The sequence below is a fragment of the Pantoea sp. RSPAM1 genome (assembly GCF_038816185.1).
Taxonomy (GTDB): Bacteria; Pseudomonadota; Gammaproteobacteria; order Enterobacterales; family Enterobacteriaceae; genus Pantoea; species Pantoea ananatis.
This window is the reverse complement of sequence record NZ_CP046137.1, coordinates 1,659,388-1,676,074: the sequence shown is the minus strand read 5'-3', so window position 1 is coordinate 1,676,074 and position 16,687 is coordinate 1,659,388. Positions and strand designations below refer to the sequence as shown.

Here is a 16,687-nt window from a genome sequence, read left to right as displayed (position 1 = left end):
GTGCTTTGCGCAGGCTGACATTCTGGCTGTCACGACTCAACCTCTAATATAATACGCCCTTCACTGATCTCCGCTTTCACCCGTGTTCCCGTCTCGAATCCCACTTCACGTAACCATTTGCCGCATAAATTAAGCGCAGGCGTACTGGTGTCCCCAAATTTCGGCACATAACCCACGGTGTAACAACGCTGTTTTTTAAAAGAGGCTGTATCCGGGCGGGTTTTTGGCGATGTCGGTATCGTTGTCATTGGGCAAACTCCTGTAAGAAATTGTGATGCCTCTTCAAGGCACGACGTCCACAAAAATTGTGCGGGATCAGGGGAGCGACTAAATCGGTCGTTAACCGGCCTGACATATTCCTGCTTGCGCGCAGGGATGACGCGGCCTGAAGGTAACAAGGATGGCCACCGGGGCTATCCCCTGACAGGTTACCCTGTAAATAGCCAAAAAAGACAGGGCGCAGCCCACTTAATGTAACGTTATCAACTCATTACAACAAGATTAGTTGTGGAAGACTGCTCGCAAAAATTCGACGCAGTTGACGTTATAGTTGGTGATGTAAAGCCATGCGTAAGAGGCATAAAAGCGAGCGGCTTAAGGTTCGCAAAGCGTAGCGCCGGGATTTATCGCGTAAAGCGGCAGATTGAGCCTCACCCTGATACCGCCTGGCCATTAATGCGATAATGTTTTTCACAGGGCCAGGTGTGAAGTCAATGATTGCCGTCTTGTGTAACGTTTACACGCGATGATGTCAGTGCAGTCTTGCTATCAAAGCAATGCAAAAAAAACGGGGTTTAGAGATGAATGCTTATTCAAAGCGTGAGATGGCTCTCCCCGGCGTTACAACGGCTCGGGGAGAGCGCTTTACAAAAAGCACAGAGGCTTAACGCCAGCCCAGCTCCGGTGCCACGTACTTCAGAATCGATTCAATGACGTGCGCATTGTAGTCCACGCCCAACTGATTCGGTACAGTGAGCAGCAACGTATCCGCTTCGGCAATCGCCTCATCCTCTGCCAACAGTTTGATCAGTTTTTCCGGCTCGGCGGCATAGCTGCGGCCAAAGATGGCACGGGTTTTCTCATCCAGAAAACCGACGGAATCCTGATCCTGTCCACTGCGGCCAAAGTAAGCCCTGTCCATATCGTTCACCAGCGCAAAAATACTGCGGCTGACGGAAACCCGTGGCTTACGCGAGTGCCCTGCCGCTTTCCATGCTTCACGGTAGGCGCGGATCTGTTTCGCCTGCTGGATGTGGAACGGCTCGCCGGTTTCATCATCTTTCAGCGTAGAACTTTGCAGGTTCATGCCCATCTTCGCCGCCCATACTGAGGTGGCGTTGGAGCCCGAACCCCACCAGATGCGATCGCGCAGGCCTTCAGACAGCGGCTCAAGACGCAGCAGGCCCGGTGGATTCGGGAACATCGGCTGTGGATTCGGTTTGGCAAAACCTTCGCCACGCAGCGCATCCAGGAAAACTTCTGTGTGGCGACGGCCCATGTCCGCATCCGTCTCACCTTCCTGCGGCGCATAACCAAAATAGCGCCAGCCCTCAATCACCTGCTCCGGCGAGCCGCGGCTCAGGCCCAACTGCAGGCGACCGTTGGAAATCAGATCGGCAGCGCTGGCATCCTCCACCATATAGAGCGGATTTTCATAGCGCATATCGATAACGCCCGTACCTATTTCAATTTTTTTGGTGCGCGCGCCGACCGCTGCCAGCAGCGGAAACGGCGAGCTAAGTTGGCGGGCGAAGTGATGCACACGGAAATAGGCACCATCGGCCCCGAGTTCTTCTGCCGCTACCGCTAAATCTATAGACTGCAGCAACACGTCCTGAGCAGAACGCGTGGCGGACTGCGATGATGGCGTCCAGTGGCCGAATGAGAGAAAACCAATCTTTTTCATCTGTAACGTCTCCTGACGAAAGAACAATGCTTTCGCGTGATAAACCTCAATGAAACAAGATTACGCCAGCCGCGCCGTGACGAATAGTGAATATCCTTAAGCGCTACATTCAAGAATTTTGACAGAGCCTGCGCTGACCTGACTGCGGTCAGTGCACTATTCTGTGTGGATGCAGATTGTAATAATGCTTGCGGGAAGATTGGGTTTTAACGCATAACGTAAATTACTGCCCTGCATCTGGGCTGATGCGTTCAATGGAGGAAGAAGGGATGCGTATTTTGATGGTAGGTGCGGGGGCAACCGGCGGCTATTTTGGCGCGCGGCTGATACAGGCCGGGCAGAATGTGACCTTCCTGGTCCGAGAAGGCCGTTTTAATCAGTTACAACAAACCGGTCTGGTGTTGCAAACCCGCTCAGGGCAGGAAACGCTTGAACCCCAGTTGGTCACCGCCGCCAGGCTTGACGCGCATTACGACTTAATCATCTTAACGGTTAAAAGTACCGGCCTGGCGCTGGCGATTCAGGACATCCAGCCGGCTGTCGGGCCACAAACCCTGATCATGCCGATTCTGAATGGTATGCGGCATATTGACACCTTGCTCGCCCACTTCGGTGCCGATCGGGTGATCGGTGGCTTGTGCAAAATCAACGCCACGCTGAACGATAAAGGCCATGTGGTGCAGTTGACGCCCTTACACCAGATCTATTACGGCGCACTGGATAGCAACAACGATGACCGACTGCAGCAGGTCGATGCCGCGCTACGTGGGAGTGCCGTGGAAACCTTTTTTTCCGACAATATTATCGGCGAGTTATGGGAAAAATGGCTGCTGTTAAGCACGCTCGGCGCGGTGTGTTGTCTGGCGCGGGGGAATACGCAACAGATACTGGCCCAGGCCGGTGGCGAGATGCTGCTTCAGGGCATTTACAGCGAGGTGCTTCAGATTATCTGCGCGGAGGGCTATCAACCCCGCCCTGCCGTTACCGCAAAAATCTATGAATTCCTGAACGACCCGTCAACACCGATGACCTCCTCCATGTATCGTGATTTGACCCAGGGTTTTGCTATTGAAGCCGATGCGATCATTGGCGACCTGCTACGACGAGCCAGCCATCATAGTATGACTGTGCCGCTGTTGAATGCGGTGAATGTTAACCTGCAAATCTATCAACAGAACCGTTAAGCACGGATGTGATGGGAAAGCAGCCGCGTCGTCGCAGGACGCGCGAGTAACGGAATTTTGTTACACTCGCTGCCTCATCTTATGGAGGAATAATGACGTCCCGCTCTGTGACCCTTGATAATGTTGCCCAACTGGCTGGCGTTTCCTATCAAACGGTTTCTCGCGTGCTTAACCGCTCTGAGCAGGTTTCCCCTCGCACCCGTGAAAAAGTTGAAGCGGCGATGCAGCAGCTTAACTACGTGCCCAATCGGGTCGCGCAGCAGCTGGCGGGAAAAGCGACCCGAACCTTAGGCCTGGCAACCAGCAACCTGGCCCTGATGGCCCCGGCGCAGATTGCTTCGGCCATTCAGCAGCGCGCCGCCAGCGCCGGTTATCACCTGGTGATCGCGATGGACAGTGAGGATAATGCGCAAGCGACAGTGAATGAACTGATGGCCCAGCGCGTGGATGCAGTGCTGATCAATATGCCGTTAGAGGCGGCCGAGGCGGAGAAAATCCGCGTGATGTGCGGTAAAAAGCCGGTGCTGTTTCTGGATGCCGATCCCCATGCTCGCGTATCGCATTGCCAGTATTCAAACGAACAAGGGGCGCGTGCCGCCGTTGCACATCTGATTGCGCTCGGGCACCGGCAAATTGGCCTGCTGAATGGCCCGGTGCGCTCAGTGTCGGCTCGTCAGCGCGAAGCGGTCTGGCGTCAGGCGCTGGCAGAGCATCAGTTATCTCCCTGCTGCGTACTGCGCGGCGACTGGAGCGCCAAATCCGGCTATCTGGCGATGCTGGCGCAACTCCCCGATGCCCTGCCCCAGGCGCTTTTAGTGGCGAATGATGAGATGGCGCTGGGCGCGATGCGGGCGCTACATCAGCACGGCGTGGCGATTCCGGGCGATATTTCTCTCGTCGGCTACGATGACACGGCAGAAAGCGCCTGGTACCAACCGCCACTGACCACCATTCGCCAGGATCTTCAGCAGCTCGGCACCCACAGCGTGGATCAGGTGCTTGCCGAACTGCGCGGTGAAGCGGTGGCGTCTCGTACCCTGGAGCCGATGCTGGTGATCAGAGAAACCACCGCAACGCCCGCCAGCCAAAACCCGGACTTATCGGATCTGGCGCGTCAACTCCAGCAGATTGCACGTAAGCTGACCGGCTAAGTGTTCACCGACGTCTTTCAGCCATAAAAAAGCCCGCGCAACCTGAAGGTTGTGCGGGCCGGTTATCCGCAGCGAAGGGTTTCCGTTATTTGCGCGCCCTTACGGCGCTTTGGTTTCACCCACGCCCATGGTCTTGAGCTTTTTAGACAGCTCACGGCGCTCTTTCGAGAGGTCGGCGTTTTTGATGATGTATTCATCCACGCGATCTTCATAGTCCGCACGCATGCTGGCGATGATTTCCTGTATCGCTTCCACGCTCATGCCGGGTTTAATGTATTCGCTCAGGTTGTCCAGCAGCAGAACACGCTTTTGGTTGTCACGAATTTTCTTCTCATTATCGACAATTTCACGCTGCAGTTTGTTCTTGCGGCGAAACGTACGAACAAACTCAAGTACGTCCTGAAATGATTGCTTGGCATTTTCCATGATGGCACCTTTCTTTAAGCCTGCTAAAGCAGGGAGAGAGTCAAAACGATCAGCTTAGCGGCTAGCCAGCCTTAAGGGCAATTCTCACAGCTAAATTCGGACTGGCTCTTATCTTAGCGCAAAAAAACCGGGTTTCGCATTAAGTCATTGTCTGAGGTGATTATTTACGCAGCGCCAGACGCATCAAATCTGTCATGCGCTCCAGCTGCTTCGCCAGCTCCAGACTCAACCAGACATAACCATAAATTGGCGTTTCCTCCAGACGGTCACTGCCGCTGGCGATCAACTGCTTAAGTTCGTTGACGATTTCCGTTAACTCATGGTTGGCCGCGATGATGTCATAGGTTTCCCCTTTCACCGCCATCTCCGACAACGTCCGTAGCGCGTTTTCCGTCATCTGCTGGGTACGGCGCAGCGTTGGCGCATTCAGCATAATCAGATGGCTTTCCCGCGATGCCCACCAGGCATTAATTTGCATCTCAATGGTGTACACCATATTACGGTTTATGGTCTGAATCGCTTCAAATACCGATCTGGGAATACGCGTTTCTTTGCTGGACGGTTCCAGCAGCGCGCGCATTTTGATGACGCTGGAAAGCAGCTTGCCAAAAGGCTTATTCAGTCGCGGCTTTTCCACCAGGTTAGCGGAAAACCCTGCATGATAGATTTTGGCCATCTCGCCCAGCGTATCCGAAAGCTGGATACGCCAGTGAATGTAGGCGCGCTGTGCCCAGACAGCGGTAAATATCAGCGCCAGCAGCGAGCCTAAAATCACATCGCCGCCACGCCACATGGCGACGGTGAAATCCCCCATTGGCGCGCCGACCACGACGCAGAGCGTGATGCCAATCAACAGCGCCATATAGGGATGCTTTCCCAGGGTCAGATAGCCGCTGATAAACATAATCAGCGCGCACCAGGCCAGCATGCCCGGTAGCGAAATCATCTCCAGCTTGAGCGCAATCAATCCCGAAATTGAGCCGGCAATCGTGCCGCCAATGCGCTGAATGGCGCGGGGAAACACATTGCCCCACGTGGAGATCGGCCCCATCACCACCACCAGCGTAATCAGCGGCCAGGTGCCTTCGGGAATGTCGGTCATCCGCACAAACAAAAAGGCGAAAAGAAACGCCACCGCGATGCGCAAGCCGTGCACGCTGCGGTAATGGCGATATAACCAGAATTCCAGATTAGAGATGGGCTTATCAGAGCGCAAGATAGCTGTCCGCGGGTAAAGAGGTGATTCTACGCGATGCGCCGTGTGAGTCCTGGCGCGCCGTCAATATTTTAGTCAATGCGTGACACATTGGGCCATTATCACCAACCTGTGGCGGTAAATCAGCAAAATAAACCGTTAAGGTGGCGATACGTTTCTGTGATTCGTGCCCTCGCGGCACCTGCCCGGCAGGCAGGTGCGCGTGACCTGAGATTAAAACTTACGTTTCAGATAGTCGGAGAGGCGGCTAAACATACCGGCTTCGTTAACGGCACTGAGCGCCACCAGCGGATAACTGGCAATCTGCTTGTCTTTATCCATGACCTGAATCTCGCCAATGTTCTCATTGGCTTTCAGCGGGGCTTCCAGATCGCTACGGTTAATCACGTATTTGGCTTTCACGTTTGGAATTTCACTGCGCGGGAGCGACAGGTAGACATCGTTTGCCGTGCCCACATCCACCTGATGCGGATTGCCGTACCACACGTGTTCGCTGCCGATTTTTTTGCCGGCATGGAACAGTTGCACAGTATCAAACGTGTTCTGGCCCCAGACCAGCAGTTTGCGCGCCTGCTCTTCGCGCCCTTTCGCGCTTTTACCGCCCATGATGACGGCAATCAGGCGATGCTGCCCCACGATATTAGAGGCAATAATGTTGAAACCGGCTGTTTCAGTATGGCCCGTTTTTAGCCCATCGACGTGCAGGTTGTTGTCCCACAGCAGACCATTGCGGTTGTTCTGAGTGATGCCATTCCAGCTCAGGGTTTTCTCACGGTACATGGCATAGAAATCCGGCTCGCCGTCGATGATAGCCCGCGACAGCTTTGCCATGTCCAGCGCGCTGGAATACTGCCCCGGCGCATCCAGACCGTGTACGGTTTCAAAATGGGTATTGGTCAGGCCCAGTTTCTCCACGTAATGATTCATCAACTTCACAAAGTTGTCCTGGCTGCCCGCGACATAATCGGCCAGCGCCACGCAGGCATCGTTACCCGAATCGATGATGACACCGCGGCTTAAGTCGCGCACGCTCAGCTTATCGCCCGGTTTCAGGAACATGAGCGATGACCCTTTAAAGACCGGATTGCCTGCGGCCCAGGCGTCTTTCCCCACGGTGACCATATCGTCGCGCGTAATTTTCTTTTGATCGATGGCGCGGTCAACGACATAGCCCGTCATTAACTTGGTCAGGCTGGCCGGATTGCGGCGTTCGTCGGGATTGCCCGCCGTAAGCACCTGCCCCGTGGTGGCATCCATTAGCACCCATGATGCGGCATCGATCGCCGGTGGCGTCACGGGAAACGGCATATCGTCGGCCTGTGCCAGCGAAGCCCAAAAAACAGTTACGGTAATTAACAGACGCCTTTTCAACACTTCATCCTTAGTTGCGCAAATAAAACAGACGGGAACAGCCGGACGTTTTACGGCAAAAGCCTTAAGAAGGTTTAATTAAATTGAAAAAAAATATGAACTGCGGGTGCCAGCACGCAGCGTTGGTCAGCACGGTTGTGCTGGCGAGCGCAGAAGACTATCCTGAACGTTGATTTTTTTGCAGACAGGACAGCGACGTGCCCGCCTCTGAATTCACTTTCTTATTCCATGATTACGAAACCTTCGGCACCAGTCCGTCACGGGATCGTCCGGCGCAGTTTGCCGGGTTACGTACCGACAGCAACTTTGATCCGGTTGGCGAGCCAGAGGTGTTTTACTGCCGTCCGCCGGACGACTATTTGCCCCAGCCTGAAGCGGTGATGATTACCGGTATTACGCCGCAAGTTGCCGCCTCGCGGGGCGTCAGCGAGGCCGAGTTTGCCGCCCGCATTCATGCCCTGTTCACCGCCGAACAAACCTGCGTGGTGGGCTATAACAACGTGCGCTTCGACGATGAAGTGACACGCAATATTTTCTACCGCAACTTCTACGATCCCTACGGCTGGAGCTGGCAAAACGGTAATTCGCGCTGGGATTTACTGGACGTGATGCGTGCCTGCTATGCGCTGCGGCCCGAAGGCATCAACTGGCCCGAAAATGAAGACGGCTTTCCCAGCTTCCGGCTGGAGCACCTGACCAAAGCCAACGGCGTCGCCCACGAAAACGCCCACGATGCGATGTCGGATGTCTATGCCACGCTCGCCATGGCGAAACTGGTGAAAGAAAAGCAGCCAAAGCTGTTCGAGTTTTTGTTTACGCATCGCAACAAAAACAAACTCATGACCCTGATCGATATCCCGCAGATGAAGCCGCTGGTGCACGTTTCCGGGATGTTCGGTGCCGCACGCGGCAATACCAGTTGGGTGGTGCCGCTTGCCTGGCATCCGGACAACCGCAACGCGTTAATCGTGGTCGACCTGGCCGGCGATATGACGCCGCTATTAACGCTGGATGCCGACAGCCTGCGCGAACGTCTGTATACGCGTAAAAGCGAGTTGGGCGATCAATCAGCCATCCCCGTCAAGCTGGTGCACATCAATAAGTGCCCGGTGCTGGCGCCGGCGAATACCCTGCGACCTGAAGATGCCGGGCGGTTGGGCATCGATCGCCAGTCTTGTCTGGATAATCTGGCGACGCTGCGTCAGCATCCTGAAATACGTGAAAAGCTGGTGGCGATATTTGCCGATGCGGAACCCTTTACACCGTCAGATGATGTGGATACCCAGCTCTACGATGGCTTCTTTAGCGATGCCGATCGGGCGGGCATGAACATTATTCGCCAGACGGCGCCGGCTAACCTGCCCGCGCTGGATCTGACGTTTGACAGTCCGCGCGTGGCGAAGCTGCTGTTTCGTTATCGGGCGCGGAACTTCCCCGGCACCCTGGACGATGCTGAACAACAGCGCTGGCTGCAGCACCGGCGTGAGGTACTGAGTCCGGATAAAGTGCAGTCGTTTCTGATGGAGCTGGAGTCGCTGGCCAGCCTGCATGAAAGCGATCAGGAAAAGCTGGCCCAGTTAAAAGCGCTGTATCTGTATGCGCAGGAACTGGTGTCCTGACGCTCAGACTGGCCGGGAAACGCGAATCGCCTTTCCCGGCCAACACATCAAATCACAAACCACAGCGCCCAGGTCAGAATAAAACCGCTCAGCCCCATCAGCGTCGTCAACACCGTCCAGGTTTTTAAGCCGTCCGCCACGGACAGCCCCAGATAGCGCGTTACCACCCAGAAGCCCGCATCGTTGACATGAGATAAACCCAGACCACCGAAGCAAACCGCCAGCGTGACCAGCACCAGGTGCATATCATCAATGCCGGTCACGGCCTGCGTCAGTAGGCCGCTGGTGGTCAAAATCGCGACGGTGGCCGAACCCTGTGAGGCGCGCAGGGCCAGCGAGAGAATAAATGCGGCGGGGATTAACGGCAAATGCAGCGTTTCCAGCGCCAGCGCCAGCGCTTTACCGACCCCGGACTCCACCAGCACCTTACCAAATGCACCGCCCGCACCGGCCACCAGAATCACGCTCGCCGATCCGGGAATGGCCCGCCCGGTCAGATCCTCCAGCTTATCCTTGCTCCAGCCGCGACGCAGGCCCAGCAGCCAGGCGGCCAGTCCCAACGCAATCAGCAGCGCGATCGGTGGTGTGCCAATGACGGTCATCACCTTGCGAACCAGGCTGTCTTCAGCCAGCAGCGAGTGAGACAGCGTACCTAATACAATCAGCACAATCGGCACCACGATCAAACCGCTGATGGTCAGCGCACCCGGCGGTGCAGGTTCATTTTTCTTCTGCACGCCTTCCGGCTTCGCCATCTGCAGCTGCTCCAGCACCTCAACCGACAGATGATACTGACGACGGTTCATCACCTTAGCGACGTAATAGCCTAAAATGCCGACCGGCACCGAGACCAGAATCCCCAGCATCATCAGCCAGCCCATATCGGTGTGCAAAATGGCCGCAGCGGCCGCAGCACCCGGATGGGTGGGTAGCGCCACGTGTACCGTTAACATCACACCGGCCATTGGCAGGCCAAACTTCAGGGGAGAAACCCGCGCCACTTTGGTAAAGCCGTAGATCAGCGGGATAACAATGATAAAACCCACTTCAAAAAACACCGGGATGCCCAGAATAAAAGCGGCCATGGTCAGTGCAGCAACGGTGCGTTTCAGGCCGAGGGTTTTGCTGAAGCGCTGCGCCAGCGACTCGGCGCCGCCCGAGGCTTCGATGATCGCCCCGAGCATGGCTCCCAGCACGATAATGATGGTGATGTGCCCCAGCAGTCCCCCCATACCGCTGATGATGGTTTCCATGATTTTTTCAGCCGGAATACCGGTGGCGATTGCCACCAGCAGGCTGACAATCAACAGGGCGACAAAGGGATGGACTTTGGCTTTAATGACCAGCAACAGCAAAATCACAATGCTGGCGGTCGCAATAGCTAACAGCAACGCAGTCGTCATAGTAAACCTCTGGAATAGTTATCTTTTTTAGCGTTTTTTGGCTACAGCTTTACCTGGTGCTGGTCTGTTTTAAAGACGACCAGAACTGCACCGCTGCCGCAGCACCGGTGTGATTTTTTTAAACCTTAACTCAGCGGTGTTTCGCCCAGGGCGCCAGCCAGCTCAGCCCTTCCACGGTGTCCCCACGCGGGAAATATTCGCAGCCGATCCAGCCCGCGTAACCCACCTCATCAAGCAGGCTGAACAGCCAGGGATAGTTGATCTCACCCTCGTCAGGTTCATGACGACTGGGCACGGCGGCGATTTGCACATGCTGATAACGCCCGGCGTAATGGCGAATGAGGTGGCTGAGATTGCCGTCCACGATCTGGGCATGGAACAGATCCAGTTGGGTAAAGACGTTGGGACGATCGATGAGCTCAACCATCTCCAGCGTCTGATACTGGCTGGCATAGAGATAATGGGGTTTGGTGGTGGGATTTAACGCTTCGATTAACAACCTGATATTGTGTGGGGCGAAGCGTTCTGCCGCGTAGCGCATATTACTGATGAACGTCTCAACATAGCGCTGGCGATCTGCGCCTGGCGGCACGGTGGCCGCCATGATATGCACCTGCGGGCAATTCAGCGCCCGTGCATAGTCCAGTGCCCTGTCGATATCGGCTCTTGCCTCCGCTTCCCGGCCGGGAATGGCTGAAACGCCCCATTCGCCTGCGGCCACGTTGCCCGGTGCGGTGTTAAACAGCACCAGTTTAAGCCCGTTGTCATCCAGCAGCGTTTTCAGTTGCTCAGCCGGATAGTCGTAAGGAAACAGAAATTCAACCGCGTCAAAGCCCGCCTGTGCAGCGGCGGCAAAGCGCTGCAGAAAGGGCACCTCATTGAACTGGGTAGATAAGTTAGCTGCAAACGTTGGCATTATCGGCTCCTGAGTTCGGCGACTTCGTCGGCGGTGAGATAACGAATGGCGCGATCGCCCAGGGTAAACATCAGGCGTGCGGTTTCTTCCAGCTCTTCAGTATTGTCTGCGGCTTCCTGCAGGGATTTGCCCACCACAACCGGACCATGATTCGCCAGCAGAAAGGCACGGTAGCGCGGTGCCAACTGGGCCAGATCCTCCGCCAGTCGCGCGTCGCCGGGTTTATAGTAGGGCACCACCGGCACGTCCCCCACCCGCATCACCACATAGGGCGTGAACGGGCGGATGCAGTTCTGGCTGTCCAGATTTTGCAGGCATGAGAGCGCGGTCAGGTAGTGACTGTGCAGGTGAACCACTGCCCGGCAGTCGGGATTATTCAGGTAGAGCGCCCGGTGAAAGGCGATCTCTTTTGAAGGTTTATCCCCGGCAATCCACTCCCCGTGTAACGTCACTGTAGACAGGCGCTGGGCATCCAGTTCGCCCAGGCAGGAGCCGGTAGGCGTCGCCAGCAGAGTGCCATCATCCAGCAGTAGCGACAGATTACCGGCCGAACCGGTGGCATAACCGCGCTGGAAGAACGAGGCGCCCAGCCTGACCATCTCTTTACGGGCCTGTTGTTCAGTCATGGGAAAACTCCGTTTGTGCGCGGCGGAAAAACTGTTCATCACCAAAATTGCCTGACTTCAGCGCGAGTGACAACGGCTGCCCGATATCTCTGACCCAGGGCACGCCGGGCGAAATCACCGGACCAATATGGAAGGCGGTCACGCCCAGGCTTTGAGCGACCACGCCAGAGGTTTCGCCGCCTGCGACGATAAAGCGCTGCCAGCCACGGGACTTCAGCGTGCGAGCTATCTGGGCAAACAGCTGCTCCACCGCCTCACTGCTGCGCTGTGCGCCATAGTGCTGTTGAATCGACTGCAGCTGCTGCGCATCCGCGGTGGCATAGAGCATGGGCGCGAGGGGCTCATCAGCATGCTCTGCGACCCAGTCGCATAACGCCTCGGCGTACTTTTCGTCGCTGAGGCAGCGCGACACGCTGATCTCCTGGGCGGATGCCTGCTGGCGATAGGCATTGACCTGGCGGTTGGTCATTTGCGAGCAGGAACCCGAGAGCACTACCGCCCGTTGGCCTTGTGGGTAACCTGCGCGCTGCGCTTGCGGGTCATCGCGGTGGGTCGTTGACCACTGGCGCGCCAGGCCAATCGCCAGCCCGGAGCCGCCCGTGACCAACCGCATCGAGGTGAGTGCTTCGCCCTGGTTCAGCAGATGTTGCTCAGTGAGCGTATCAAGCACCGCGTAATTCACCCCCTGGGCACGCAGCTGCTCAAGTTGCCGTGATATCGCGTCTGCGCCCTGCTCTACCGTGGCCGCAGAGATGAGCCCGGCTTTTCCCGTGCTCTGGCTCTCCATCAGCCGTAGCAGGTTACTGTCGGTCATTGGCGTGACCGGATGATGGCGCATGCCGGAATCCGACAGCAGCTGTTCACCCACAAACAGATAACCCTGATAAACGGTGCGCCCGTTCACCGGCAATGCCGGGCAGATCACCGTCAGCGTCTCATCCAGCGCGGCCATGAGCGCATCCGTCACCGGACCGATATTGCCCGCGGAGGTACTGTCGAACGTGGAGCAGTATTTAAAATAAAAGCGCTCACAGCCTTGCGCCTGCAGCCAGCGCAGCGCGTCAAGCGACTGGCTGACGGCCTGCGCGGGCGGGCAGGATCGCGATTTCAGGCTGACCACAATAGCCTGTGCATCCGGAACAGCGGCCTGTTTCGGGATGCCGTTAAACTGCAGGGTAGAAAGCCCGTTCTGCACCAGAAAGCTGGCAATGTCGGTTGCGCCGGTAAAATCGTCGGCAATGACCCCTAACCGCATCAGATTTCCCCCTCGCGTTGAGGCAGCGTAATGCCGCTGAAGATTTTAATGACCGCACTGTCATCCTCACGGCCATAACCGGCATTGCTGGCCTCGGTGAACATATTCAGTGCGGTGGAGGCCAGCGGCAGCGGGAAATGCAGGGCTTTCGCCGTCTCGGCGACCAGGTTGAGATCTTTGACAAAGATATCTACCGCGGATGTCGGTCGGTAGTCGCCATCGACGACATGCCGCATACGGTTTTCGAACATCCACGAGTTGCCGGCCGCATTGGTCACCACCTCATACATCGTCTCCAGCGGGATCCCGGCGCGGGCGGCCAGCGCCATGGCTTCGGCCCCGACGGCAATGTGCACGCCAGCCAGCAGCTGATGAATGATCTTAACCGTCGATCCCTGACCGATTTCCGTGCCGACGCGATAAACCTTCGCGGCCACTGCATCCAGTACCGGTTGCAGGGCAGCAAACGCCTCGTCGCTGCCGGACGCCATCACGGTCATCTCGCCACTGGCGGCTTTGGCCGCCCCGCCGGACACCGGTGCATCCAGCATCAGGAGGTGATAGTCCGCCAGTTTTGCGGCGATCTGCTGTGCATCCTGCGCAGACAAGGTGGAGGAGACCATCACCGCCGTGCCCGGCTTCAGCCTGGCGGCCAGCCCCTGCTCGCCAAACAGGATTTGGTTAACCTGTTTGGCATTTACCACGAGCAGCAGCACAGCATCAAGTTGGCTGGCAAAGGCATGCGCAGACGTCTGGGCATCGCGCCCGCCCGCCTGGCGCAGCGCATCCAGCGCCTGCGGATTCAGATCCACGCCCCAGGTTGACAGCCCGGCACGAATGCAGGACTGCGCGGCGCCCATTCCCATTGAGCCTAAGCCGATGACACAAATATGTGAAGCTGGCATTGCTGGCCTCCATTGTTAATTTAAGTGAATTTTTGATTTCTGTTGTTAATACTGCCAATAAACGACGCGCAAAAACGTGTTCTTATTCACATAAATTAACTAACAGAGGACACTGTAGAACATTTTTTCACATCATTCACCGCTTGCTATTCCCCATGCAGGGCGGTAAACGCGCGGTTTTTCAGGAAAAATGGAGTCAAAATTTCCATGTTTCTTCACATGACGATGCTCTACAATGTGAAAAAATGATAAAACGAGGTGGTTATGATTCCGGTCGAGCGTCATCAACAGATTCTGGCTCTGGTGGCAGAGCGCGGCGTAATGAGCATTAACGAGCTTACGGAGCGTTTTGGCGTGTCACATATGACCATTCGCCGGGATGTGCAAAAGCTGGAAGAACAGGGCGCGGTCCTCTCAGTGTCGGGCGGTGTTCGTTCCGCCAACCGGCTGGCGAGCGAGCCCTCGCACCTGACCAAAACGGCCCTGTTCAATGAAGAAAAAAAAGCCATTGGCCAGTTAGCCGCTCAGCTTATTCCGCCTGACAGCTGCATCTATCTGGATGCCGGCACCACCACGCTGGCGCTGGCGCGGGAAATTGCCGATCGGGAGGATCTGCTGGTCGTCACTAATGATTTTATGGTGACCAATCTGCTGATGGAGGCGAGTCGCTGTCGGGTGATTCACACCGGCGGTACGGTGTGCCGGGATAACCGCTCCTGCATTGGCGATGCGGCGGCACGCCACCTGCGTCAACTGGCGATAGATATCGCCTTTGTGTCCACCTCAAGCTGGGGGCTGCGCGGATTGTTTACGCCGGATGAAGACAAGGTGGCGGTTAAACAGGCCGTTTGCGAGGTCAGCAGCAAACGCATCCTGCTCAGCGACAGCTCTAAGTACGATAAAATCGCGACGTGGCTGGCCTTACCGTTGGAGAAGTTTGATGTGATCGTAACGGATGATCAATTGAATGCCGCAGGACGAAACGCGTTACAGGCAGGAAGTTGGGAACTGATGATGGCCGGAAAAAGCGGATAAGAACAGCCCTGCTCTGTCCCGTTATTGGGCACAGAGCAGGACCGGGGGGATTACACTTCTTCGCTAAACTGGGGAACCGGATTGCGGAAACTGCGGGTCACAAAAGCCAGATAGAGAATACCAATGGCGGCCCAGATCAGGCCCAGAACCATCGAGCTCTGCTCCAGGTTAACCCACAGCGCACCAACGGTCAGCGCGCCCAGCATCGGCAGAACCAGATACTGGAAGTGATCTTTCAGGGTTTTGTTACGTTTTTCACGCACCCAGTACTGCGCAATCACCGACAGGTTAACGAAGGTAAACGCCACCAGCGCACCGAAGTTAATCAGCGCAGTCGCGGTAACCAGATCGAAGTTAATGGCCATCAGCGCGACGGCACCGACCAGAATCACGTTCAGTGACGGCGTGCGCCATTTCGGATGGATATAGCCGAAGAAACGCTCCGGGAATACGCCATCACGGCCCATTACGTACATCAGACGCGATACGCCCGCGTGCGCCGCCATGCCGGAAGCCAGTACGGTGACCACGGAGAAGATCAGGATACCGACCTGCAACGCTTTGCCCGCGACGTAGAGCATGATCTCCGGCTGTGAGGAGTCCGGCTCTTTAAAGCGCGAGATGTCCGGGAAGTACAGCTGCAGGAAGTAAGAGGCCACGATAAACATCAGGCCACCAATCAGCGCGGTCAGGAAAATCGCACGCGGAATGGTACGTTCTGCATCTTTCGTTTCTTCCGACAGCGAACTGATGCCGTCAAAACCCAGGAATGAGAAACACAGGATGGTCGCTCCCGTAATCATCGGCACCACGTGGGCGTTCTCCGACCAGAACGGTTTGCTGCTTACCACTGTTCCTGCACCTTCACCGTGCGCCACACCGTAGATGACCATGGCAGTAATACCGATCATCACCACAACCTGCAGGATCACGATCACGCTGTTGAAGTTGGCGACGGTTTTGATTCCCTTAAGGTTGGAGAGCGTCATAAAGCCCACCAGCAGCACCACGAAAATCCACGAGGGGATACCTGGCACCAGGGTTTCAAAATAGTTTTTTGCCAGCAGGATGTTGATCATCGGCATAAACAGGTAGTCCAGCAGCGATGACCAGCCCACCATAAAACCGACGTGCGGACTGATTGCCTTTTGAGCGTAGGTATAAGCGGAGCCCGCAGATGGGAAGCGGCGTACCAGCTTACCGTAACTCACGGCAGTGAACAGAATCGCAATCAGGGCGAAAGCATAGGCGGTGGCAACGTGACCATCGGTCAGGCCCGATACAATACCAAAGGTATCGAACAGGGTCATAGGCTGCATGTAGGCTAAGCCCATCATGACGACCGGAAGTAAAGTCAGCGTTTTTTTCAGTTGAGCACGTTGTGGTGCAGCAGAGGTATTAAGCGACATGCTTCAGTCCTCCTTGCGCAGCAACCTGACTGGGTTGATTCACAAGGATACTGCGCATTAAGCGACAGGGAGTATGGTTTGCGGCAGCAGCGGCGCCGTAGTCATCACGAAAACGTGTACCAGCCTGCGCTGGCAGTGTGTTAAACAACCCCATCTTTACATCCTCTATCTCACGCGGGTGCGTGTTTTCAGTGTTTATCTATCCGGGTACGCGCCCGGCCTCGTTTGTGTCAGTGAAAATTCACTCTGTTGTAACATGCAAAAA

The 16,687-nt window shown here is 56.0% G+C and carries 15 protein-coding genes; 4 read left to right on the top strand and 11 right to left on the bottom strand.

Annotated features, from left to right (window positions below):
• Window positions 1–29: 29 nt before the first annotated feature.
• Window positions 30–248 (bottom strand): SymE family type I addiction module toxin, encoded by a 219-nt coding sequence (locus tag GKC68_RS08360; RefSeq protein WP_028724829.1) that lies wholly within the window; start codon window positions 246–248, stop codon window positions 30–32.
• Between the two features lie 635 nt (window positions 249–883).
• Window positions 884–1,906 (bottom strand): LLM class flavin-dependent oxidoreductase, encoded by a 1,023-nt coding sequence (locus GKC68_RS08355; protein ID WP_014594042.1) that lies wholly within the window; start codon window positions 1,904–1,906, stop codon window positions 884–886.
• 269 nt (window positions 1,907–2,175) lie between these two features.
• Between GKC68_RS08355 and GKC68_RS08350 the strand changes: the two genes are divergently transcribed.
• Window positions 2,176–3,090 carry a ketopantoate reductase family protein gene (locus tag GKC68_RS08350; RefSeq protein WP_342656750.1) on the top strand — a complete coding sequence of 305 codons (915 nt, stop codon included), beginning with the start codon at window positions 2,176–2,178 and terminating at the stop codon, window positions 3,088–3,090.
• A gap of 92 nt (window positions 3,091–3,182) precedes the next feature.
• Window positions 3,183–4,241: a LacI family DNA-binding transcriptional regulator gene (locus GKC68_RS08345; RefSeq protein ID WP_342656749.1), complete on the top strand. Its 1,059-nt coding sequence runs from the start codon at window positions 3,183–3,185 to the stop codon at window positions 4,239–4,241.
• A gap of 99 nt (window positions 4,242–4,340) precedes the next feature.
• On the opposite strand, the gene tmaR is transcribed toward GKC68_RS08345, so the two are convergent.
• The 3 genes from tmaR to dacD all read right to left on the bottom strand — a co-directional run bounded on the left by tmaR (window position 4,341) and on the right by dacD (window position 7,254).
• Window positions 4,341–4,667, bottom strand: a complete 327-nt coding sequence (tmaR, locus tag GKC68_RS08340) for a PTS system regulator TmaR (protein ID WP_013026330.1) — start codon at window positions 4,665–4,667, stop codon at window positions 4,341–4,343.
• Window positions 4,668–4,827: 160 nt separating this feature from the next.
• Window positions 4,828–5,883, bottom strand: coding sequence for an FUSC family protein (locus tag GKC68_RS08335; protein ID WP_028724833.1), 1,056 nt, complete (start codon window positions 5,881–5,883; stop codon window positions 4,828–4,830).
• Between the two features lie 213 nt (window positions 5,884–6,096).
• A complete protein-coding gene (dacD, locus tag GKC68_RS08330) occupies window positions 6,097–7,254 on the bottom strand; it encodes a serine-type D-Ala-D-Ala carboxypeptidase DacD (RefSeq protein ID WP_342656748.1) in 1,158 nt (385 codons plus the stop codon).
• Window positions 7,255–7,451: 197 nt separating this feature from the next.
• Here dacD and sbcB point away from each other — a divergent pair, with 197 nt between their 5' ends.
• Window positions 7,452–8,873, top strand: a complete 1,422-nt coding sequence (sbcB, locus tag GKC68_RS08325; RefSeq protein WP_058705950.1) for an exodeoxyribonuclease I — start codon at window positions 7,452–7,454, stop codon at window positions 8,871–8,873.
• A gap of 47 nt (window positions 8,874–8,920) precedes the next feature.
• Here sbcB and GKC68_RS08320 read toward each other — a convergent pair whose 3' ends face one another.
• From GKC68_RS08320 to ltnD, 5 genes are all read right to left on the bottom strand, one after another.
• The gene (locus GKC68_RS08320) at window positions 8,921–10,276 is read right to left on the bottom strand and encodes a GntP family transporter (RefSeq protein WP_047714364.1); all 1,356 of its coding nucleotides are present in this window, start codon (window positions 10,274–10,276) and stop codon (window positions 8,921–8,923) included.
• A 130-nt stretch (window positions 10,277–10,406) separates the two neighbouring features.
• Window positions 10,407–11,192 (bottom strand): HPr family phosphocarrier protein, encoded by a 786-nt coding sequence (locus GKC68_RS08315; RefSeq protein WP_058705951.1) that lies wholly within the window; start codon window positions 11,190–11,192, stop codon window positions 10,407–10,409.
• Window positions 11,192–11,818, bottom strand: coding sequence for an aldolase (locus tag GKC68_RS08310; protein WP_342656747.1), 627 nt, complete (start codon window positions 11,816–11,818; stop codon window positions 11,192–11,194). Before GKC68_RS08310 ends, GKC68_RS08315 begins: the two co-directional genes overlap by 1 nt.
• Window positions 11,811–13,073, bottom strand: coding sequence for a 3-oxo-tetronate kinase (gene otnK, locus GKC68_RS08305; RefSeq protein WP_028724839.1), 1,263 nt, complete (start codon window positions 13,071–13,073; stop codon window positions 11,811–11,813). Before otnK ends, GKC68_RS08310 begins: the two co-directional genes overlap by 8 nt.
• Window positions 13,073–13,978: an L-threonate dehydrogenase gene (ltnD, locus tag GKC68_RS08300; protein ID WP_028724840.1), complete on the bottom strand. Its 906-nt coding sequence runs from the start codon at window positions 13,976–13,978 to the stop codon at window positions 13,073–13,075. Before ltnD ends, otnK begins: the two co-directional genes overlap by 1 nt.
• Before the next feature lie 264 nt (window positions 13,979–14,242).
• On the opposite strand from ltnD, the gene ygbI reads away from it, so the two are divergent.
• The gene (gene ygbI / locus GKC68_RS08295; RefSeq protein WP_089528754.1) at window positions 14,243–15,013 is read left to right on the top strand and encodes a DNA-binding transcriptional repressor YgbI; all 771 of its coding nucleotides are present in this window, start codon (window positions 14,243–14,245) and stop codon (window positions 15,011–15,013) included.
• Between the two features lie 50 nt (window positions 15,014–15,063).
• Here ygbI and GKC68_RS08290 read toward each other — a convergent pair whose 3' ends face one another.
• Window positions 15,064–16,422, bottom strand: coding sequence for an APC family permease (locus GKC68_RS08290; protein ID WP_028724842.1), 1,359 nt, complete (start codon window positions 16,420–16,422; stop codon window positions 15,064–15,066).
• Between the last annotated feature and the right edge of the window lie 265 nt (window positions 16,423–16,687).